The following is a 21,661-nucleotide window of genomic DNA, read 5'->3' on the forward strand; positions in this document are numbered from 1 at the left end:
TTTCAGCGAATGGGATTGTGAACGGTGACAAGTTTGGTGCCATCGGGAAAAGTCGCTTCGACCTGCACGGCATGGATCATTTGCGGAATGCCTTCCATGCATTGATCAGACGTAATCACATGCGCGCCCGCCTCCATCAGATCGGCAACCGAGCGCCCGTCGCGCGCGCCCTCGACCACGAAGTCGGTGATCAGTGCCACCGCCTCGGGGTGGTTGAGCTTGACCCCGCGCGCAAGCCTGCCGCGCGCGACCATCGCGGCCAGCGAAATCAATAGCTTGTCCTTTTCGCGGGGGGTTAGGTTCATCGCGTGTCTCTCCTAAATCTGCCAAACGCGGGGCAATGGGCCAGAGCGCAGAGCGCGCAAAAGGCGCATGATCTGGCGCTTGAGCGGCCACCCATCACCCGCCATGAGGCGGATCACCAACTTGCCGTCAAAACCTGAGGCCCCGCCTGTCACGCCCTCTTCGGTCAACTCCGCCCGAGCGCGCCCGACCGCATCCACAGCCCCGGGCGCCACCAGAGCAAGCGTGGCAAAGGCCCGCGCCCCGCCCAAAACAGCAGCACCTGCGGTCAATCCATCAGTGACCAGATGCAACGGCTCTATCAGCACAGGGCGGCCCGCACGCATGATCCGGCGGGTATCGCGCAGGGTGACGTCTTCCAAGGTTTCGCCCATGGCCGCACGGCCCAGAACGACGGCTTCAAGCATCAGGCAAGAGGCATCCTCGGCCAGATCTATAGTAGTCTCGCGATGCAGGTCGCTGCTGTCATAGAGGATGGTTTCCTGCGGCAACCAATCGAGATGCGCGCCCGCCCCGACCACATGCCGGACAGTGACATGCGCAGGCCCGCACGTGCTGCAATACGCGCGCTCGGCTGTTTGCGTAGTTGCGGTCGCCTGACATCCCGTCGCCAGATCAAGGCGATAGGCCAGTGTATCACCACCTGCCAGCCCTCCGGATGTGTTGAGAAAGACCACCTCGGGGCCAGATGCGCCGGAATGGATAAAGGCCTTGGCCGATCCCTCCTGATGCAACCGGTCAAGCCGCGTCCCCGCAGGGCCGGGCAAGAGGCCAACATGGGCTGCGCCGTGGCTACGCTGATGCAAGGGGGCAGGACAGGCGGTCATGGCAGATTCCGGGTTGCGACAGCACAGAGGCTACTCGTTGCGTCACGGCCTGCCAGTGTCCGCGCGCACCAATCCAGCCTGAGACCCACGCGCCGCCCGCCAATGCCTAATCTTAACGCATACCGCCCACTAAATAGACACCTCACGCAAGAGCCGCGCGCGCTCCACCGTTGCCGCAGGTTCGGACAACCGCACCTCGCCCCGGTTCAAGACCACCAGATCATCCGCCAACCCATAGGCGAAATCGAAATACTGCTCCACCAGAACGATGGCGATTTCCCCTTCGTCGCGCAAAAGGCCGATCACCTCGCCAATCTGCTTGATGATATTGGGCTGGATGCCCTCGGTCGGTTCATCCAGCAACAGCACCCGGGGCCGCGCAATCAGCGCGCGGGCGATGGCCAGTTGCTGCTGCTGCCCGCCCGACAGATCACCGCCGCGCCGGTCCTTCATCTGTTCCAGCACCGGAAAGAGATCATAAATCCGTGGCGGAATCCGATGCTCTGGCTTTGGCAGACAGGCAAAGCCGGTTTCGAGATTCTCGGTCACGGTCAGGAGCGGAAACACCTCGCGCCCCTGTGGCACATAGCCGATGCCCGCACGCGCCGCCTGCGCCGCGCTGAGATGGTCCAACGCAACCCCATCCAGGGAAATCTTACCCCCCGAGTAGGGATGCCGCCCGGCGATAGCCTTGAGGAGGCTGGTCTTGCCCACCCCGTTGGTACCCATGACCGCCGTCACCGCACCGGGACGCGCGGTCAGGCTGACCCCATGCAGGATTTGCGACGCGCCATAATGCAGCGTGAGGTTCTCGACGCTCAGCATCGCTCATCTCCCCAGATAGACATCAATCACCTGTTGGTTTTGGGTCACGTGATCCAGACTGCCTTCGGCCAGAACCGAGCCTTCGTGCAGCACCGTCACCTTGCACCCAAGGCGGCGGATGAACTCCATGTCATGCTCGATCACCACCACAGCGCGGGTCTGGGCCGCGCGTTTGAGAATATCGGTCGTATGTTCGCGCTCTGCGGGGGTCATCCCGGCGGCGGGTTCGTCCACCAGCAGCAGGCGCGGGTCCTGTGCCAAGAGCATGCCAATTTCCAGCCATTGTTTTTGCCCATGGCTCAGCTCTCCGGCGCGACGCGCCAGCGCATCGGAGAGGCCGATTTCCTCGGCCAGTTCGGCAATCCGGGCGGTTGCGGTCTTGGAATGGCGATAGAACAGCACATCGAATGGCCCGCGCCTGGCCTTGAGCGCCATCGCTAGGTTCTCGCGCACGGTCTGCGCCTCAAAGACCGTCGGTTTCTGAAACTTGCGGCCAATGCCTGCGCGTGCAATCTGGCTCTCGCTCAGGCCCAAGAGCGAGACGTTCTTTTCGCCCCAGATCACCCGGCCCTCATCAGGCCGCGTCTTGCCGGTGACGATGTCCATAAAGGTCGTCTTGCCCGCCCCGTTCGGCCCGATCACAGCACGCAACTCTGGCTCTGCCACTTGAATGGACAGGTTGTTGATCGCGCGGAACCCATCGAAGGTGACAGAGACGCCCGAGACTTCGAGAAGCGTGGTCATGGTTTTCTCACGATCATGTCAAAAAGCCCCCCGATGCCACGCGGGAAAAACAGCGTGACCGCGACAAAGCCGAGGCCCAAGAGCACGAGCCACCAATCCGTCCAATTGAGCGTGTAGAACCCAAGGTCGATATTGGGCGCACCGCCACCAGTGAACCAGCTAGACGCAAGGCTAACGACCGCCGCACCAATCACGGCCCCATAGAGCCGCCCGCGCCCGCCGATGGCCACCCAGACCGCAAGGTAGATCGAGGCAATCGGCGCAATCTCTGCCGGGTTAATTATGCCCGCCTGCGGGTAATAGAGCGCACCCGCAATGGCCGAAACAACCGCGGTCAGGGTAAAGATCATCAGCTTGTAGCTTTCGACGTCATAGCCCAGAAACCGCACCCGCGCCTCATTGTCGCGAATGGCGCGGATGACCGAGCCGAACTTGCCCGACACGAGCCAGGCAAACACCAGATAACCCAGCCCCAGCGCCAGAGCTGAGGCCCAGAAGAACCACAGCGACAGGGAGGATTGGGGCACATGGTCAAGGCCGGGGATGTTCTGCAATCCAGAGAGACCGTTGTTGCCGCGCAATCCAGTGTCGTTCTGAAAGAGATAGAGCGACAGCGCCAGCGTCATCGCCTGCGTGAGAATGGACAGGTAGACACCCGTGACACGGCTGCGGAAAGCCAGCCAGCCAAAGACCAGCGCCAAAAGGCCCGGCACCAGAACCACCATCATCAGCTGCAGCGTAAGACTATGGGCAAACCCCCAGAGCCAGGGCAGCTCGTTACTGCCCACCACGCCGAAAATCTGGCTGGCGATGGCATTCTCGATCTCGATATCAGTCGGTGGAATGGGCGTTGCCGAGAGGGACTCCACCACGATCCCTTGGGTGCGCGCATACATCAGCCACATGCCGATGGCATAGCCGCCAAGTCCGAAAAATGCGAAATGTCCGAGACTGAGGATTCCGCAATAGCCCCAGACCACATCCATCGCCACGGCGATGAGACAGAGGCAGAGGGTCATGCCGAGGATCTTGACCATTGACGTGGAAATCAGGGCTAGACCGAACCCCTCGGACAACACTGTCACGCCCAAGGTAAAGAGCGCGAGACAGCCTAGGAACCACAGGACCGACGGGTTTTCCGCCAGAAACCGCCTGCGTGGGGCAATCTCGGGTGTGTTCATGGCTTAGTCCCCCGCCGCGCGACCCTTGAGGGCGACGATGCCCTTGGGCCGGAATTGGATGAAAAGGATGATGAAGAGGATCATATAGGTCTGCGCTGCCAGCGTGTTCGAGGGGTTGAACCACTCGATTCCCTTTTGCAGAAAGCCGATCAGCGAGGCCCCCGCCAGTGTGCCCCAGACATTGCCGACACCGCCCACGACAACGGTCATGAAACTCTGGACGATGTAATTGGCCCCCATCTCGGATGTGACCTGTGCGTAGAGACCAATCGCCACGCCCGCGATCCCCGCGATGCCCGAGCCAAGACCGAAGGTGAGCATGTTGATGCGGTCCGGGTCGATGCCCATGCTGGCCGCCATACCGGGATTCTGCGTGACCGCCCGCACCTCAAGCCCCAGCCTTGTGCGCTTGAGGATGAAGAGCAGCAGCGCGAGAAAGATGAGAGCAAGGACGAAGATCGCCACGCGAATATTGCTGATGCTCACGATGTCATTCAGCGTTAGCGCACCGCTCAACCAATCGGGCGCGGTCAGCGGGCGCGCCTGCGTGCCAAAGATGTTCTTGGCCAGCTGTTGCAAGGCAATCGAGATGCCAAAGGTCGCAAGCAGCGTTTCCAGAGGCCGGGTATAGAGATGCCGGATCACCAGCCTCTCCATCGCCACGCCCGCACCGAATGTCACGACAAAGGCGAGCGGTAGGGCGACAATCAGGCTGACGGTGTAATCGGGAATGAAAAGCTGCACCACATAGCCGGTGTAGGCGCCCATCATGATGAACTCGCCATGTGCCATGTTGATGACACCCATGACGCCAAAGGTGATGGCAAGACCGATGGCCGCGAGGAAAAAGATCGACGCGAGCGACAGCCCATCCAGCACCAGATCGAGCGTCTGATAAAGACCTAGCGCGCGCGACGTGGCGGACAGGGCCTCCTCTGCGGCGGTCGTCACTTCGGGGTTGGGCTCGGCATAGGCCTCGTAGAACACATGCGCTGCCACTGCGCGCGCCACCTCATCCTCGGCGGCGCGTGGGGGCACGGTGCCTGCGGCCTCCAGCGCCTCATAGGCACGGGCGCGGGCGGCATCCGTACTGAGCAGATGCAGGGGCACGCCGCCCACCGCACCATCGACGATATGCTGTGCCAGCACATCACGGCGATCCGTGGCACTCTGACGTGGCGGTGCAAGATTGGCAGATACCAGCCTGTCATAGGCCTCGACCTCGGAAATATCTGTGCCAACCTCGAGCACGTTCGCAATGTTGGCCCCGGTTGGCAGCGCGGTGCCCACTCCCGGCACCCGCGCCGTCAACTGGTTGAGCACGCTGCGCGCCTCGATGCTGGTATCCCCCGCCAAGCCTTCGATTGCCGCAAGACGATAGGGCAACGCCGATGCAAATTGCGCGGTCAAGAGGGTCAAGAGCCGCTCCTTGCGCTGTTTCAGCGCGGGATCGGTCTCGGTCTCGATGGACCGGCTGAGCGGGTCGATCTGGCTGGCATCACCGCTACGGGCGATTGCATCCAGCGCCGCCTCCCTCCGCGCTGGATCGGGCGCGTTCAATTCGAAAGGCACCAGGGCCGCAGCGATCACTGCCCGCACCCCAGAATTAGGTCGTATCTGGCTCACCTCGCGGCTGCTGACCTCGGCCACGGCCGCGCCGCTGTCGATGTCGATCAATCGCAGCGCATCGCCGATCTCTTCGGCGTAGAAAAACAGACCATCGGTGGGTCGCGCATAAACCCCACGATCCTGCCAGCGCAGCAGGAATTCGGCGGTGCCGGGGCGGTCGGCGGCCATCAACCCGCTCAATACCTTCTCAACGGTGCTGCGCGACGGTTTGGCGATCTCGGCCTGATACTCTTGCAAGATCGGTTGCAACCCGTCCTGCGCCAGTGCCACGACGGGCCGCAACACGGACAAGAGGCCAAGGGCAAGCACTGTCGCCACAAGCCGGGCGAGGGAGGGAATCGAACGCATCTGGATGAAGGCCTTGCTCGGGAGAAGAGGCGCGCGGCGGCATCAGCGCCGCGCGCCCGGTCCGCGTCAGTAGTTCGAGGTCATCTGCACGCAGGTCTTGGTTTCGGTATTGTACATACCGCAGCCCAGATCCTTCCAATCGCTCGTGAGCGGCGCGCTCTCGGGCAGATAATCGGTCCAGGCGTCACCCGGCACTTCCTCGGTCTGGCTGATGATGTCGAACTGCCCATCGGCCCGAATCTCGCCAATCAGCACCGGCTTGGTCAGGTGGTGGTTCGGCAGCATGACAGCCGTGCCACCGGTGAGGTTGGGGAATTCCTGCCCCCACATGGCTGTGCGCACGGCATCCACATCGGTGGTGCCCGCCTGCGTGACCGCGTTCACCCACATGTTGAAACCGATGTAATGCGCCTCCATCGGGTCGTTGGTTACGCGGTTTTCACCGGCATAGGCCTTCCACGCCTTGACGAATTCGGCGTTGATCTCGGTATCGGCGGACTGGAAATAGTTCCACGCCGCAAGGTGCCCCACGAGTTCGGTTGTATCAAGCCCTGACAGCTCTTCTTCGCCGACCGAAAAGGCGACAACGGGGATGTCATCGGCGCTGACACCGGCGGCGGCCAGTTCCTTGTAAAAGCCGATGTTCGCATCACCATTGATGGTGGAAATAACGCCCACCTTCTTGCCGCCCGCGCCCAAGGCCACGACATCCGCCACGATGGTCGCCCAGTCGGAATGACCGAAGGGGGTGTAGTTGACAAAGATGTCCTCGGCCGCGACGCCCTTGGATTTCAGATAGGCGTCAAGGATGTTGTTGGTGGTGCGGGGATAGACATAGTCCGTTCCCAACAGCGCAAAGCTCTCGACGCCCAGTTCTTCGAGGAAGTAATCCACTGCCGGGATCGCCTGTTGATTGGGTGCAGCGCCGGTGTAGAACACGTTGCGCGAGGATTCTTCGCCCTCGTACTGCACCGGATAGAACATGAGACCGTTCAGTTCCTCGAGCACCGGCAGGGCGGATTTGCGGCTGACGCTGGTCCAGGAGCCGAAAATCACATCGACCTCGTTCACGGTCAGCAATTCGCGCGCCTTTTCCGCAAAGAGCGGCCAGTCCGAGGCCGGATCGACCACGACCGCCTCGATCGGACAACCCAGCAGCCCGCCCTTGGCGTTTTGTTGTTCGACCAGCATCAGGACCGTGTCCTTGAGCGTGGTTTCCGAGATTGCCATCGTTCCCGAGAGCGAATGCAGCACGCCCACCTTGACGGGGCAATCCTGAGCCAGCGCCGGAGCCGTCGCCAGAACGGTGGTTGCAACGAGGCTCGCCATAAATGTTCTTTTCGTCATTTCGTTCGGAACTCCCATGTCCGGGCTGCGCGCGTCGTGGCGTTGTTCAATTTCGGATCCCCCACCGTCATTTTGCGCCGCAGCATATTGTTTTAACCTCTCCACAGCGGGGCGCGGTCTCGCGGGACCAAGGCCTCTCTGTGTGGGGTCTGAGCCGTTTCAGACAGGTGGCAGCAAACAGAACTGGCGCAATTTGCTCTAGCCAGAGCTCGCACCACGACGCATCAAGGGCCAAGATTGCCGCTTTTTGAGCAGTTCTCAGGCGCACCGCCCATTTTATTTGCGGTTGCAGAAAATAATGCCGCGCCGCGGCATCGGGCTATTAGGGCTTTTGCCCGCGCCCTTGGACGAGAATACCCAACAGGCCCAACAGGCCCGATCCCACCATTAGCGTCACCGACACAGCGTTGAGCACCGGGGTCGAGCCTTCGCGCATACGGTCGAACATCGTCACCGTCAGCGGTGCATTCGACCCGTTGAGGATCAGCGTAGTGTTGAAATTCTCAAACGAAATCAAAAAGGCCACGATCCCCGCACCAAAGAGCGCAGGCCGCAGCCATGGCAGGGTAATGGTCATAAAGACCACAGCTGGCGTTGCTCCGAGGTTGAGCGCCGCCTCTTCCAGCGTGCGGTCAAAGCGGCGCAGACGCGCGGCGATGACAAGGGTCGCAATAGTGGTGATGAAGGAAAACTGCCCGAGAATCACCAGAAAGAGCCCCGGTCGCAGGGCCGAAATCTCGTAACCAGTCACGGTATTTACCGCCTCCGCCAGCGTGGACGAAAACACGAGGATGGAGATACCAAGGATCACCCCCGGAATGACCAACGGTGCCAGCATCATGATATAGGCGAACTCCTTGAACCGGAAATCATGGCGATCAAAGAGAAAGGCAGTTGTGGTTGCAACGGTCAGCGACAGGGCCGTGACCCAAAACGCAACAAAGGCCGAGTTGAAAAACCCCGCGACGATCCTCCGGTCGTTGATCAGACCGAGGCGGGGTTGCTCTGCCCCGATGAACCAATCCAGCGTGAAACCTTCCCATGGCAGGCCGGGAAACTGGCTGTCGTTGAAGGCAAAGACCGCCACCACCGCCAAGGGCAGCGCCATATAGACAAAGAAAAGCGCAACATAGGCCGCGTAAGCAAAGCGCAAGAGTGGCGAACGAGGGAGAGAGGCCAGCATCCTAGCGCCCCAGCGTATTCGAAAGCGACTGGCCCGAAAGGCGCAGCAAGAGCCAGACAAGCGCGCTCGACGTGGCCAGAAGGATAAAGCCAAAAGCCGATCCCAACTCCCAATTGAAGCGGGTGATGAACTGCGAATAGATCTGCGCGGTGAACCACTGCCCGCTCTTGCCCCCCAAGAGGGTCGGCGTGAGATAATTGCCCAGCGCCAGCATGAACACCACGATAGAGCCTGCGATGATCCCCGGCATGGCATAGGGGATGACGATCCGTGTCATCACAGTCCAGCCGTTGCCGCCCAGATCATAGCCTGCCTCGACCAGCGCATCATCCATCCCGTCGATGGTGGAAATCAGCGGCACGATCATGAAGAGCATCGAAGTATAGACGAGGCCGATCAGAATTGCCGCATCATTATAGAGAAACTCGACCGGCGCCGAGATGATCCCCATCCCCTGCAAGGCGTTGGAAATCAGTCCGGTTTCCCGCAATAGCAGCATCCAGCCAAATACCCGCACGATCTCGGACACCCAGAACGGCAAAAGGCACAGCATGAAGAGCGCAGCCTTGGTGCGACCCTGCGCAATCTTGGCGATGTAATAGGCCACAGGGAACCCGATGAGGAATGTCAAAACCGTGGCGATGATCGAAAAGGCCACCGTGCGGAGCAGCGTCCAAGGATAGACCCATGTTGCCGCGAAATCCGCATAGTTGCGAAAGCCGGTTTCATAGACACGCGGGGCCACCTTTTCCCGCAGCGACAGGATCAGCATGTCGATATGCGGAATCACGATCAAGAGCGCGATCCACGCCGCAAAGGGCGCGAAGAGCAACCAGAAGACCAGCTTGCCCTCGCGCATCACGCCCCCGCCGCCGCAAAGGACACGACCGCCGCCGGGCCAAGCCCGAGCGCGACAGAGGCCCCGCGCCGCAACGGTTCGGCTTCGCCTGATTGCGGCAAGAGTGCCTCGATCACGTCGCCCCCCGGCAAGCGTGCCAAAATCCGGCTCTGCGCGCCGTTAAACAGCACGTCCTCGATCACCGCCTCCAGCCGATTGGTGCTGTCCTGCGCAGCTACGCCCACCGCGATGGATTCGGGACGAATGAAGATGTCGAAAAGGCCGCCCAACTCGGCCGCGCCCGACCGTGGGTTGGCAGCGGTCAGGGTCAGACCCTGATCGGTGGCCAGCTTGCACCCCGTGCCATCCGCCGCGATCACCTTGGCGCGCAGTTTGTTGGCATCCCCCACGAAGCCCGCGACAAAGGCGGTTTGAGGGTGGAAATACAACTCCTCCGGCGTGCCAACCTGTTCGAAGCGCCCGGCGTTCATCACCGCCACCCGGTCCGACATCATCATCGCCTCGGATTGGTCATGGGTAATATAGACGAAGGTCGTGCCAAACTCATGCTGCAACTGCTTGAGTTCGATCTTCATGTGTTCGCGCAGCTTGAGATCAAGCGCGCCCAAGGGTTCATCCAGCAGCAAAACCGCCGGGTCCAGAACCATGGCCCGCGCAATCGCGATCCGCTGCTTTTGTCCGCCCGAGAGCTGGTCGATCCGCTTGGGTCCGGCATCCGCGAGGCCCACCCTTTCCAGCACGTCTGCCACCGCGCGAGCGATCTCGGGGCGCGGCGTGCCACGACGGCGCAGGCCATAGGCGATATTCTCGGCCACGGTCATCATGGGAAAGAGCGCCAGATGCTGAAACACAAGGTTCACGGGCCGCCGATTGGGCGGTGTATCCAGAACCGACCCGCCCTTGATCAGGATATCGCCGGAATCCGGACGCGCAAATCCGGCCATCATCCGCAGCAAGGTGGTTTTACCACAGCCGGACGGGCCGAGGATGGAGAAAAACGATCCCTTGGGAATTGCAAAGGACACATCGTCCACAGCGGTGAAAGCGCCGAACCGCTTGATCAGGTTTCGGCATTCGAGATCGGCGGCTAAGCTGTCCACGTCTTTTGACCTTTCGGGGTCGACGCGGCGGTTGGCCCGCCGCGTCGACTGGTGGTTATTGTGCGGCGATCTGATCCAGCAGACGGCCTTCGATGTCCTCAAGGCCTGCGGGGATCGGCGGGAACCACTTGATGTTGGAAATCACCTCGGGCGGGAACGCCTCTTGATAGGCGGCGCGCAACGCCGGATCGACCATCTCGTCAGAGCCTTTGGAGGCAGAGAACGACCCAGCCTGATTGACAATCTGCGCCGCAATATCGGGACGCATCACAAAGTTGATCCACTGATAGGCCGCCGCATCATTCTCGCCCTTTGCGGGAAGGGCGAAAGTGTCGATCCAGCCCAAGGCACCGGTCGAGGGCGCCACGAAATTCCACTTGGAATCCTCTGCATTCAGCTTGAACCCGGTGGCATCCCACGCCTCTGCCGCCACAACCTCGCCCGAGCGCATCATCGCCAACAAATCGTCGGCACCGCTCCAATAGGCCTTCACATTGGCCTTGCATTCGCCCATCGCGTCGGCGGCAGCGGTGATGATTTCCTCGTATTTCGCGGGATCGGAATAGGCCGCGAACGGATCCTCGCCAGCAGCAAAGGCAAAGCCGAGAAGGGCAATCCGCTTGGTCCGCATTGAAATCTTGCCTGCATAGTCCGCCGAGCAGAGATCGGCATAGGTCTTGATATCGCCCGCAACAGAGCGATCCACGGCAAAGCCCGACACGCCCCAGATATGCGCCACGCCATAGGCCGCGCCATCAACCGTGGTTGCGGCCACGGAGGCATCATAGAGATCGCCGATGAATTGCTCTTTGTCGATCTGGCTCAGGTCGAGCGGCTTGTAGATGCCGAATTCCTGCTGCGGGCCAAGGATACGGTCCTGGCTCGGCTGTGCCAGGTCAAAACCTGCGCCGCCGGTCGCGCGCAGTTTGGAAATCATGTCCTCGTTGTTGGACAGGGTCACTTCCACGTCGATACCTGTCTCGGCCTTGAAGGCCGCGACCACCGACTCGGGCGCATAGCCGCCCCAGGTCAAAATACGCAAGGTCTCGGCAGACCCCGCGGTACCAACCAGCGCAAAGGCTGCACTGGTCAGGACAGTTCCCAACAGCTTTCTCATGTTACACTCCCTGAGTATCGCCCGGTTTCCGGGCCGTTGTTGTTGCGGCCAGACGCTAGGCCTCTGCCGCGCATGCGTCAAGCCATGCGCAGATCACGGCTAGGCGAGGGGCTTATCGAGGATCAGAGTGTCAGGATGGTCGAACCCGTGGTCTGCCGCCCCTCCAACGCACGATGCGCCTCCGCGACCTGATCAAGCGGGAACCGCTGGCCGATATTGACCTTGACCGCGCCACTCTCGACCTTGTCGAAGAGATGCCGCGCCATGTCCTGACAGCGGGCATGATCGGCAAGAAAGGTGAAGAGCGTCGTGCGCGTCAGCTTGAGCGACCCCTTGGCCGCCAGCGTGAGCAGGCTCACCGGCTCGACCGGGCCAGAGGCATTGCCGAAGGACATCATCATGCCCAATGGCTTGAGGCAATCAAGCGAGCGCTCGAACGTGTCCTTACCCACCCCGTCCATCACCACATCCACGCCCTTGCCCTCTGTCAACGCTTTGACTTCAGACACAAAATCAGCATCGCGGTAATTGATGCAGGCCGACGCACCATTTTCCATCGCAAGGCGGCATTTTTCGTCCGTGCCGGCGGTTCCGATCAAGCGGATGCCTTCCGAGCGTGCCCATTGGCAGGCCAAGAGCCCGACACCCCCGGCGGCGGCATGGAACAGCACTGTTTGGCCCGCCTCAAGCGGCCAGACCCGGTGAAAGAGATACTCCACCGTCATCCCCTGCAACATGATCGAGGCTGCATCTTCAAACGAAATGCCATCGGGCAGCGGACAAACCTGCGACGCGGGCATAACCCGCGCCTCGGCATAGGCGCCCGGCGGGGTTGCAGCATAGGCGGCGCGGTCGCCGGGTTTGAGATGGGTAACGCCCTCACCCACCGCCTCGACAATCCCTGCCGCCTCCATTCCCAAGGCATGTGGATAGGCGAGCGGATAGAGGCCAGTGCGTTGATAAACATCAATAAAATTCAACCCACAGGCCATGTGCCGGATGCGGATTTCACCCGGTCCCGGCTCTCCCACCGGGATATCGACCAGCTTCAACTCCTCAGCCCCGCCTGCCTTTTCGATAATGACCGTTCGCGCCATGTCCTGCTCCCTCTCATCCATTCCATGAACCCTGTCGCCATTCGACGATTGTAGGGGACTAAAGGCCAGTCCGCAGAGAAAGGCAATCCCGGCCCCGGGATTTCCAAAGCTCTGACCAAACAGATGCAGTCGACCTCTGACGTTTCGCACCACGCCCACATACAGCGCGGTATTTTGACGATTCACGCCGCTTGACGCCTCAATTTAGCCCCTGATACGGTTGGAGGAGTGAGTATTTATCCAGCACTATGGTTTCAAGACTGCCGAATCCGTCCCTCTGAAGCCTGAGATTTGGGGGCGTGCAATGGACCAATCAATCCACGAGCCAACAGGTCAGGGTAAACCATGAAGCGCGCCGAAAGTTTTGATATTGCAAGAGAATCCATACTCTTGCGGTCTATGCCAGAGCCGGTCGTGGACAAGCTTTTGGCAGATTCCTCGTTGCGCAGTTTCGCGCGGGGCGAGACCGTTTTTCTGCAAGGCGAGGCGGCACAGGTCATTCACGTGGTGCTTGAGGGATGGGTCAAGCTCTATCGGGTGGCCCCGAATGGCAATGAGGCGGTGGTCAATGTGTTTGCCCGTGGCCATAGTTTTGGCGAAGCGGTCGCCTTTCGCGCGCGCCCCTATCCGGTATCCGCCGAGGCTGTAACAGATTGTATTTTATTGCAAATTTCTGCGCGCAGCTTTGTTTCCATGCTGCAGCATGAGCCTGAGATTGCAATCTCGGTGATTGCTTCGACCTTTCAGCACCTGCATGATTTGGTGGCGCAAGTCGAACAGATCAAGGCGCAGACCGGTGCGCAAAGAGTGGCAGATTTCCTTGTTAAATTAAGCACTTGTGAGGACGGCGCCTGTGTTGTCACCCTGCCCTATGACAAGGCCCTGATCGCGGGCCGTCTTGGGATGAAACCCGAGAGTTTGAGCCGGGCCTTTGCAAAGTTGAAAACCGTGGGCGTGGCGATCACGCGCGAACATGCGCGGATCAACGACATCGAGGCCCTGCGCGATTACGCCGAGCAAGATCCGGCAGAGGCATGGGGTAAGGCATTGTGAAAAAAATAGAAATTGCCTTTGCCGCGATTGATGCAGCCAACCGGCATGACCCGGATTTGCGCGAAGGAGAGCCGGCGGCGTGGCTCTATGGGCAGCGAATGAGCGCGGAGTGTGACCGGTTGTTCCCGAACGCGTCAGAGGCCTTGCAAATTGCCGCGCGGGGCCAGCATATCGAGCGTTGGGTATTGAAAAGACAGGATTTTCCAGAAGGGCGCGCGGGCTATCTGACGTGGCGCACGACCCTTGCCAAGCATCACGCAACCCGCGTGGGCGAGATCATGCAAGACGCCGGTTATGACAGCCAAGACGTTGATCGCGCTCAGAAAATGATCCGCAAAGAGGGAATCAAACGCGACCCGGAGGTGCAAGCGTTGGAGGATGTGATCTGTTTCACCTTTCTCAAGTGGTATTTCGCGCCTTTTGTCCCGTCGCAAGACCCTGCAAAGCTGGATCGGATCGTCACCAAGACGGCGCTGAAAATGTCGGAGGACGGGCGCGCGCGGGTGTTGGAAGAGTTCGATCTGCCCGAGGCCTTGGCGGTTCATTTCCAAGTTTGAACCTTACAAACCTTACAAACCTACAGGCGATTTTGTAAGGTTTTCAGAGCAGTCCTGCGACCAGATAGAGCCCAAGCAAGAGCAGGCAGGAAAGCGCGAGGGCTATGTCGAATCCGCGTCGCCAGAATGGGGCCGCCTCAAGACCGAGATAGCGCCCGAGGATGACCCGCGCCTTGAGCCAGCCCAAGGTCAGGATGAGCGCCCCGGCAAGCGGGGTCAGGGTGGCGGGCCAATGCCAGAGCGAGACCCCGGTTGAGCAAAGGCTGAGGCCGATCAGCCAGCCCCACGCGCGCAAGAGAGGATCGCGGAGCATCGCCATCACCGGAGAAGGTAAAGAACCGGAAAGAGCAGCACCCAGACCAGATCGACCATGTGCCAGAAGGCGGCACCGGCCTCGATATTGCGGGGGGTGTCCTGCCATGCGACGAGCAGGAGGACAACGACGCCTGCCAGAACATGCGCCGCGTGAAAGCCGGTGAGAAGGTAATAAAAGGTAAAGAACGGGTGCGTGTCCCAGCCGATGCCGGCGCTCGCCTTGGCCGCGTATTCCGCGCCCTTGATGGTCAGAAAGACCACGCCCAAGCCCGCCGCTGCGACCAGCGCCAGTCGCGCGGGCCCGCGCCGGGCCGCTTTGCGCAGATGCAGGGCGAGGGCCGCCAAAGCACCGCTTGTTACCAGAACCACGGTGTTGAGCCCCGCCCCGGTGCGGTGCAGCATGTCCTGTGCCAGAGCAAACCCCTCGGGATCGGTGAGGCGCACGGCCAGAAAGGTTGCCAGCCCAGCGCCGAACACCAGCAACTCGCTGACGATCAGAACCCAGATCATCAGATCCCCCGGCAGGTCGTCAAAAACGCTTGTCTCACTCATGCGCCGACCAGTTCGCGGTAGATCATCGGCAGCGCCTCGGTCAGGCGTTCGGGATGGGCGATGACGTGAAAACTACCCTGCCCGAACATCCGCGCGAACCACGCCTTAGCCTGCTTGTCGACAGTGATGCCAAAGACCGATTGCCCGGCACGGCGCGCCTCGCGGACCGCCATGGCGGTATCCTCGATGCCGTGGCGGCCTTCGTAATGATCGAGATCGTTGGGTTTACCGTCTGTTATCACCAGAAGCAGGCGGCGTTTGCCGCCCTGTGCCGCCAGCCCCCGAGAGGCGTGGCGCACCGCCGCCCCCAGCCGGGTGTAAAAGCCGGGACGCAACCCGCCGATGCGGTCCTCGACCAGCGGTCCCATCGGATCGTCAAAGCCTTTGCAGGTCTGGATATAGACGCGGTCGCGTTTGAGCGACGAAAAGGCATTGATGGCGAAGGTATCGCCGCAGGCGTCCAGCCCCCAGGCGAGGGCGGCCAGTGCCTCGCGTTCGATGTCGATCACGGCGCGGTCGCCTACCGCGCTCTCGGTCGAGCGGCTGACATCCAGCAGGATGGACACGGCCAGATCGCGGGCCTGCGGGCGGGTTTGCCGCCAGATGCGATTGGTCCCTGTGCCATTGGCGAGAATGTCGATCCGGGCGCGCACGGCGGCCTCGATGTCCAACTCGTCGCCGTCAAGCTGTCCGGGGATCGAGACACGCCCCGGTCGCAGCGCCTCGAATTGCTGACGCACACGGTGGATGCGGCGGCGGGCCTGCGGATCGGTGCGAAAGGTCGGCTGCGCCGTGCCCGGCTGCGCCACGCTGTCCAGGACACGCACATGATCGGGCAGATAGGCCCCGGTGCGGGTGTCCCATTCGGGATAGAGGGTCGTGCCTGAAAGGCGTTCGCGGTCCACATCCTCGGGGGCCAGATCGAGATGCAGCTTGAGGCGGGTGGCGGGGGCCTTGGAAATCTGGCCCAAGCCAATTTCCTCTTGGTCGTCGGCGGCCTTCTTGGCGCTGTCGGGATCGTCATCGTCAACCCGGCGGTTGAGGTTGAGAAATTCGGCCCAACTGAGAATGGCCTCGAACTTATGCAAGATCAAACTGTCGCGGCGTTCCGCCTGATCGGCCTTGCGGCGGCGGGCGCGGTGGGTCTTGTTGCTGTCTTCCTCGGGGGGGCCATCGGTATCGCGGCTTTCGACCTCGTCGCGGGCGGAGAGCACCAGCGCGCGCAGGTCGGGCCAGAGCGGGACCGGGCGGAACGGGCGATAGCCGCGAGGGGCGGAAAGGCAGGGCAGATCATTCGATTGCACGATGCCGAGGAGCGTCTGGGCGCGGGGGCTGAGCGGCGTGGGATCATCCAGCATGTGACGGATCACAGCCTCGATCGCGCCCTCATCTTGTGGGAGGCTGTGCTGGGGTCGCGACTGAAGCGTGACATGGGCCAGGCCAGCGTAAAGCTCGCAGAGACCGGGTGCGGCTGTGAGCGTGACCTTGGTCATGTGCAGGGCGGTGCGCAGGCTGAGCAGATCAGCGCGCAGCGGATCGGGGTCGGTCGCTTGGGCAGGCGCATGGGCCACCGCCGCCGTGAGCCAGAGGTAGAGCACGCCATTGGCCGCGCGTGAAGGAAAGAGCGCAAGGGTCTCGGGCAGGCGCAGCACCTCGCCGTCAAAGCTGGCGCGCGGCGTGATCTCGGCCTCGGTGCCCAAGCGGCGCAGAAAGCGCAGGCGGTGCTGCGAGACCTCGGGCGGCGTGGCGCGGATGTCCACCGCATGCCCACCGCCCAAGCCCCGGAAAAAGACGGCCAGCCGCCCGCTGACCTCGGAAAGGTCAACCGCGGCTCCGTGATGCACGAGGGGTGCATCGAGGCGGCTGGCAAAAGCGTGCCACAGTTTCCCGACGGTTTCTTCGGGTTCCCATGGCTCGATTTCAATCCGTGTCATGGCCATGCCTCACCCAAAGACAGCCGTGACAAGATCGAGGAGCCCGCGTTTGATGTCCGCGTCATCGGTCAGGGGTTGGATCATCGCGGCCTCGATGGCGCGCTCGATCGGCATCCCCGTGGCGATGAGGGTCGCGGCATAGATGACGAGGCGGGTCGAGACCCCCTCTTCCAGATCCTGACCCTTGAGGGCGCGGAGTTTACCGGCAAGGCGTATGAGCGCGCGCGCGCGGCTCTCGTCCAGACCGGATTCCTGCGCCACGATCCGGGTTTCCAGATCGGGGGCGGGAAAGTCGAATTCCATCGCGACAAAGCGTTGCCGGGTGGAGGGTTTCAGCGTTTTCAGGATGTTCTGATAACCGGGATTGTAGGACGCCACGAGCATGAAACCGGGGGCGGCCTCCAGTTCCTCGCCGGTGCGGTCAATGGGCAGGATGCGGCGGTCATCGGTCAGCGGATGCAGCACCACGGTCACATCCTTGCGCGCCTCGACCACCTCGTCGAGATAACAGATCGCCCCTTCGCGCACGGCGCGGGTGAGCGGGCCATCGACCCAGACGGTTTCGCCGCCCTTGAGCAGGTAACGGCCAATGAGATCCGCCGCCGAGAGGTCATCGTGACAGGCCACGGTATAGAGCGGGCGGCCAAGACGCGCGGCCATGTGCGCCACGAAACGGGTCTTGCCACAGCCCGTCGGCCCCTTGAGCAGCACCGGCAGGTCATTGCGGCTGGCGGCCTCGAAGAGGGCGCATTCGTCGCCTTGGGAGAGGTAGAAGGGGGCGGTTGCCGCCCCCCCGTTTTGCAGGGTGATATGTCCGTCCATGGTGCTCACTCCGCCGCGACCGATGCGCTGGCCGAGATCACTTCGCGCCGGGGCATGGCAAGGGCATAGATCAGCAGCAGCACGCCAAGGAACACCACCACGCCCGCGCCGAAGCGCATCCAGTAGAAGATGGCGATCTGGTCCTGCACATCCATGTAATATTCGCCCATCACCCGTTGCAGGTGGGTCTGCACCGTGCCCGCAAAGGTCAGCGTGAAGGTCATGAACACCATGCCGCCCGACATCAGCCAGAAGGCGGCCATGTTGAGCACCTGATTGTAGGGGTCGCGGTTCCGCAGGATCGGCAGAGCATAGGTGAAGATCGCGATATTGAGGCAGACATAAGCCCCGTAAAAGGCGAGGTGGCCATGGGCCGCGGTGATCTGCGTGCCGTGGGTATAGTAGTTGACCCCGTGCAGCGTGTGCAGAAAGCCCCAGATCCCCGCCCCAAAGAAGGCCAGCGTGGCGCAGCCCAGGGACCACAAGAGCGCTGCCTTGTTGGGGTGATCGCGCCGCCCCTTCCAGACCATGACAAAGGCAAAGGCCATCATGCCAAAGAAGGGGATCACTTCGAGTGAGCTGAAGATCGAGCCGATCCACTGCCAGTAACCCGGCGAGCCGATCCAGTAGTAATGGTGCCCGGTGCCGAGGATGCCCGAGAAAAGTGCTGCGGCGACGATGACATAGAGCCATTTCTCCACCACTTCGCGGTCAACCCCGGTGAGCTTCAGCATCAGGAAAGCCAGGATCGAGGCCATGATCAGTTCCCAGACGCCCTCGACCCAGAGATGGACGACATACCACCAGTATTGCTTGTCGAGGCTGAGGTTCTCGGGGTTGTAAAAGGCAAAGAGAAAGAGCAGCGCCAAACCCCAGAGGCCCAGGAGCAGGATGTTGGAAATCGCGGTCTTGCGGCCCTTGAGCACGGTCATCGACACGTTGAAGAGAAAGATCAGCGCCGCGACAACAATGCCCACCTTGACCCAGACGGGTTGTTCGAGAAACTCGCGCCCCTCCTTGCCCAAGAGCCAGTGGCCCTCGAAGATGTTGAAGAGATAGGTCACGACCACGCCGAGCGTACCGACCACGAGGATGATCAGTTGCAGATAGGCGAGTTTGGTCGAGTGGATTTCACGCTCGGCCTCTTCGGGGATCAGGAAATAGGCGGCACCGAAGAACCCCAGCAAGAGCCAGACAATGAGCGAATTGGTGTGCAGCATACGCAACGTGCTGAAGGGCACCAGCTCGCTCAGGAAATTGGGGCTGACATAGACCCAGCCCACCAGCAGGCCGCCGATGATCTGGATGAGAAAGAGCGCGAGCGCCACCGAGAAGTAGGCCAGCGCGATTTTCTGCGTTTCGTATTTCATTGGTCCGGTCCTTTCTCAGCCCGCGTCATTGGGCGGCCAGCCCTGTGCGTCGATGGAATCGACCCAGAGCAGGAAATCGGCGAGGCCGCGGGTTTCTTCTTCGGTCAGGTCGAAATAGGGCATCTGGCGACGGCCCTCGACGCCCGAGGGCTGGGCCTTGATCCAGCCGTCAAGCATCTCGTAGGCCGCCTCTGGATCATCGGCCACGCCCCAGCGGGTCGTGACATTGGCCAGTTCGGGGGCAAAGTAAGCGCCCTCGCCCATGATCGAGTGACAGTTGATGCAGGTCTTGTCCTCCCAGACCTTCTTGCCCAGGGCAACGCTCTCGGTGAGCGTCTCGGCATTGGTCGAGGTGGTGGTGATGTAATAGTGCGAATGCACCGACAGGCCCAGAAAGATGAGGATAAAGAACAGCGATCCCCCGTAGAAAATATTTCTGGCCATGCTCTTGGTCATGACTTCGCGCATGCGATTCTCCTTTGCGCGTAACTGCGACTGGGGCCAGCATGCGCGCGCCGGGCGTGGCACTCCTTGACTATTGTCAACGGCGCGCAGGCTTTCATCTGGCCGAAAATACCTCGGGGGAGCCGCGCAGCGGCGTCGGGGGCAGCGCCCCCGGACCCGACCTGAATTTCCTGCTGTTGCGTTGACTTTGGTCAAGGGTCCTGTGGCCGCACCGCGCCATTCTAAAGGAGCCTCACCAGCGGAATGGAGTGAATCACATGAAACCCAGACAAGCCAGTTGGCACGCGACCCTGATTTCAGGGGCTGCGATTGCCATGGCGCTCGCAAGCACTGGCGCGATGGCGCAGGATGCCTCTCATGCCGAGGGACCCTCTGCCGCCTACGAGCCGTCGATGACCACGCTCGGCCAGCTCAAGGTCGAGATACCGGGGCGCAAGCCGGGCGATCCGGTGATGACCCAAGAGGAATACCAAAAGGCCAACACGATCTATTTCGAGCGCTGCGCCGGGTGTCACGGCGTGTTGCGCAAAGGGGCCACCGGCAAGGCGCTGACGCCGGACCTGACCCGCGAAAACGGGTATGAATACCTGCGCGACTTCATCACCTATGGCTCGCCTGCGGGCATGCCCAACTGGGGCACCTCGGGGGACCTCAGCGAGGAAGAGGTCGACATGATGGCGCGTTACATCCTGCTCGATCCGGCTGTGCCACCGGAATTCGGCATGCCCGAGATGAAGGCAAGCTGGAAGGTGCATATCGCGCCCGAAGACCGGCCCAAGGAAAAGATGAACGACATTGACATCGACAACCTCTTTTCGGTGACCTTGCGCGATGCCGGGCAAATCGCCCTGATCGACGGCGCGAGCTATGAGATCAAGGCCATCATCGAAACCGGCTATGCGGTGCATATCAGCCGGATTTCAGCCTCGGGGCGATATCTCTTTGTGATCGGTCGCGATGCCAAGATCAACATGATTGATTTGTGGATGGAGACCCCTGCCACCGTCGCCGAAATCAAGGTCGGGGCCGAGGCGCGGTCGGTCGAGACCTCGAAAATGGAGGGCTACGAGGACAAATACGCCATTGCCGGGGCCTATTGGCCGCCGCAATTCGTGATCATGGATGGCGACACGCTGGAGCCGCTCAAGATCAAATCCACCCGTGGCATGATCTATGACGAACAGACCTTTCACCCCGAGCCGCGCGTGGCCGCGATCCTGAGTTCGCATTACCGGCCCGAATTCATCGTCAACGTCAAGGAAACCGGGATGATCCTGATGGTCGATTATTCGGACATCAAGAACCTCAAGGTGACAGAGATCGAGGCCGAGCGGTTCCTGCATGATGGCGGGCTTGACAGCACCAAGCGGTATTTCCTGACCGCTGCCAATGCGCGCAACAAGGTGGCGGTGATCGACACCAAGGAGGGCGATCTGGAGGCGATCATCGAGACCGAGGGTCTGACGCCGCATCCGGGACGCGGGGCCAATATCAACCATCCGGTTCACGGCCCGGTCTGGGCCACCTCGCATCTGGGCGATGACACGGTGGCGCTGATCGGCACCGATCCCGAGGGTCATCCCGATCAGGCCTGGAAGATGGTGCAGCAGCTTTACGCGATGGGGGGCGGGTCGCTGTTCGTGAAAACGCATCCCAACTCCAATCACCTCTATGTCGATGCGCCGCTCAATCCCGATGCGGAAATCTCGGGCGCGGTCGCGGTGTTCAAGATCGATGAGCTGGGGCAGGAAGAGCCGCAATTCACCGTGCTGCCACTGGTCGAGTGGGCCGGCATCACCGAAGGCCAGCCCCGCGTCGTGCAGGGCGAATACAACAAGGCCGGCGATGAAGTCTGGTTCTCGGTCTGGAATGCCAAGGACCTGCAATCGGCCATCGTGGTGGTCGATGACAAGACGCTGGAGCTCAAGCATGTGATCAAGGACGAGCGCCTGATCACGCCGACGGGCAAGTTCAACGTCTATAACACCCGCGCCGACGTCTACTGACGCGGGCCAGTGCCGGGGGCCTGTGAG

21 protein-coding genes are annotated in these 21,661 nt (G+C 61.4%); 3 read left to right on the forward strand and 18 right to left on the reverse strand.

Annotated features, from left to right (window positions below):
- Positions 1 to 2: 2 nt before the first annotated feature.
- From AACZ65_RS13590 to AACZ65_RS13645, 12 genes are all read right to left on the reverse strand, one after another.
- Positions 3 to 305 (reverse strand): urease subunit gamma, encoded by a 303-nt coding sequence (locus tag AACZ65_RS13590; RefSeq protein ID WP_297540324.1) that lies wholly within the window; start codon positions 303 to 305, stop codon positions 3 to 5.
- Between the two features lie 12 nt (positions 306 to 317).
- Positions 318 to 1,130, reverse strand: coding sequence for an urease accessory protein UreD (locus tag AACZ65_RS13595; RefSeq protein ID WP_339671711.1), 813 nt, complete (start codon positions 1,128 to 1,130; stop codon positions 318 to 320).
- A 129-nt stretch (positions 1,131 to 1,259) separates the two neighbouring features.
- Positions 1,260 to 1,955, reverse strand: a complete 696-nt coding sequence (urtE, locus tag AACZ65_RS13600; RefSeq protein ID WP_339671713.1) for an urea ABC transporter ATP-binding subunit UrtE — start codon at positions 1,953 to 1,955, stop codon at positions 1,260 to 1,262.
- Positions 1,956 to 1,958: 3 nt separating this feature from the next.
- On the reverse strand, positions 1,959 to 2,699 hold the full coding sequence (gene urtD, locus AACZ65_RS13605) for an urea ABC transporter ATP-binding protein UrtD (protein WP_339671715.1): 741 nt from the start codon (positions 2,697 to 2,699) through the stop codon (positions 1,959 to 1,961).
- On the reverse strand, positions 2,696 to 3,880 hold the full coding sequence (gene urtC, locus AACZ65_RS13610) for an urea ABC transporter permease subunit UrtC (protein ID WP_339671717.1): 1,185 nt from the start codon (positions 3,878 to 3,880) through the stop codon (positions 2,696 to 2,698). The genes urtD and urtC overlap by 4 nt, the downstream gene beginning before the upstream one ends.
- A 3-nt stretch (positions 3,881 to 3,883) precedes the next feature.
- Complete coding sequence (gene urtB / locus AACZ65_RS13615; protein WP_339671719.1) at positions 3,884 to 5,857, reverse strand: urea ABC transporter permease subunit UrtB; 1,974 nt, start codon at positions 5,855 to 5,857, stop codon at positions 3,884 to 3,886.
- A 66-nt stretch (positions 5,858 to 5,923) separates the two neighbouring features.
- Positions 5,924 to 7,186 (reverse strand): urea ABC transporter substrate-binding protein, encoded by a 1,263-nt coding sequence (gene urtA / locus AACZ65_RS13620; RefSeq protein ID WP_339671721.1) that lies wholly within the window; start codon positions 7,184 to 7,186, stop codon positions 5,924 to 5,926.
- A 340-nt stretch (positions 7,187 to 7,526) separates the two neighbouring features.
- Positions 7,527 to 8,387 carry an ABC transporter permease gene (locus AACZ65_RS13625; protein WP_339671722.1) on the reverse strand — a complete coding sequence of 287 codons (861 nt, stop codon included), beginning with the start codon at positions 8,385 to 8,387 and terminating at the stop codon, positions 7,527 to 7,529.
- A gap of 1 nt (position 8,388) precedes the next feature.
- Positions 8,389 to 9,246: an ABC transporter permease gene (locus tag AACZ65_RS13630; RefSeq protein WP_339671723.1), complete on the reverse strand. Its 858-nt coding sequence runs from the start codon at positions 9,244 to 9,246 to the stop codon at positions 8,389 to 8,391.
- The gene (locus AACZ65_RS13635) at positions 9,246 to 10,346 is read right to left on the reverse strand and encodes an ABC transporter ATP-binding protein (protein ID WP_297540306.1); all 1,101 of its coding nucleotides are present in this window, start codon (positions 10,344 to 10,346) and stop codon (positions 9,246 to 9,248) included. The genes AACZ65_RS13630 and AACZ65_RS13635 overlap by 1 nt, the downstream gene beginning before the upstream one ends.
- Positions 10,347 to 10,401: 55 nt before the next feature.
- The gene (locus AACZ65_RS13640; RefSeq protein WP_339671725.1) at positions 10,402 to 11,463 is read right to left on the reverse strand and encodes an extracellular solute-binding protein; all 1,062 of its coding nucleotides are present in this window, start codon (positions 11,461 to 11,463) and stop codon (positions 10,402 to 10,404) included.
- Positions 11,464 to 11,585: 122 nt separating this feature from the next.
- Complete coding sequence (locus AACZ65_RS13645; RefSeq protein ID WP_339671727.1) at positions 11,586 to 12,560, reverse strand: quinone oxidoreductase; 975 nt, start codon at positions 12,558 to 12,560, stop codon at positions 11,586 to 11,588.
- A 399-nt stretch (positions 12,561 to 12,959) separates the two neighbouring features.
- Here AACZ65_RS13645 and AACZ65_RS13650 point away from each other — a divergent pair, with 399 nt between their 5' ends.
- Both AACZ65_RS13650 and AACZ65_RS13655 read left to right on the forward strand, forming a co-directional pair.
- Complete coding sequence (locus tag AACZ65_RS13650) at positions 12,960 to 13,613, forward strand: Crp/Fnr family transcriptional regulator (protein ID WP_245875187.1); 654 nt, start codon at positions 12,960 to 12,962, stop codon at positions 13,611 to 13,613.
- The gene (locus tag AACZ65_RS13655; RefSeq protein ID WP_339671729.1) at positions 13,610 to 14,170 is read left to right on the forward strand and encodes a DUF4202 domain-containing protein; all 561 of its coding nucleotides are present in this window, start codon (positions 13,610 to 13,612) and stop codon (positions 14,168 to 14,170) included. The genes AACZ65_RS13650 and AACZ65_RS13655 overlap by 4 nt, the downstream gene beginning before the upstream one ends.
- A gap of 43 nt (positions 14,171 to 14,213) precedes the next feature.
- On the opposite strand, the gene AACZ65_RS13660 is transcribed toward AACZ65_RS13655, so the two are convergent.
- From AACZ65_RS13660 to AACZ65_RS13685, 6 genes are read right to left on the reverse strand one after another with little or no spacing between them, the layout of a single operon-like run.
- Positions 14,214 to 14,483: a nitric oxide reductase F protein gene (locus AACZ65_RS13660; protein ID WP_339671730.1), complete on the reverse strand. Its 270-nt coding sequence runs from the start codon at positions 14,481 to 14,483 to the stop codon at positions 14,214 to 14,216.
- A gap of 5 nt (positions 14,484 to 14,488) precedes the next feature.
- A complete protein-coding gene (locus AACZ65_RS13665; protein WP_339671732.1) occupies positions 14,489 to 15,037 on the reverse strand; it encodes a cytochrome c oxidase subunit 3 in 549 nt (182 codons plus the stop codon).
- Entirely contained in the window at positions 15,034 to 16,971 is a 1,938-nt protein-coding gene (locus tag AACZ65_RS13670) for a nitric oxide reductase D protein (RefSeq protein ID WP_339671733.1), read from the reverse strand. Before AACZ65_RS13670 ends, AACZ65_RS13665 begins: the two co-directional genes overlap by 4 nt.
- Positions 16,972 to 16,980: 9 nt before the next feature.
- The gene (locus tag AACZ65_RS13675; RefSeq protein WP_339671735.1) at positions 16,981 to 17,793 is read right to left on the reverse strand and encodes a CbbQ/NirQ/NorQ/GpvN family protein; all 813 of its coding nucleotides are present in this window, start codon (positions 17,791 to 17,793) and stop codon (positions 16,981 to 16,983) included.
- A 5-nt stretch (positions 17,794 to 17,798) separates the two neighbouring features.
- Positions 17,799 to 19,163, reverse strand: coding sequence for a cbb3-type cytochrome c oxidase subunit I (locus tag AACZ65_RS13680; protein WP_339671737.1), 1,365 nt, complete (start codon positions 19,161 to 19,163; stop codon positions 17,799 to 17,801).
- A gap of 15 nt (positions 19,164 to 19,178) precedes the next feature.
- The gene (locus AACZ65_RS13685) at positions 19,179 to 19,631 is read right to left on the reverse strand and encodes a cytochrome c (protein WP_037274434.1); all 453 of its coding nucleotides are present in this window, start codon (positions 19,629 to 19,631) and stop codon (positions 19,179 to 19,181) included.
- Positions 19,632 to 19,885: 254 nt separating this feature from the next.
- Between AACZ65_RS13685 and AACZ65_RS13690 the strand changes: the two genes are divergently transcribed.
- Entirely contained in the window at positions 19,886 to 21,634 is a 1,749-nt protein-coding gene (locus AACZ65_RS13690) for a cytochrome D1 domain-containing protein (protein ID WP_339671739.1), read from the forward strand.
- Positions 21,635 to 21,661: the final 27 nt, after the last annotated feature.

The sequence above is a fragment of the uncultured Roseovarius sp. genome (assembly GCF_963972555.1).
GTDB classification, from domain to species: Bacteria; Pseudomonadota; Alphaproteobacteria; order Rhodobacterales; family Rhodobacteraceae; genus Roseovarius; species Roseovarius mucosus.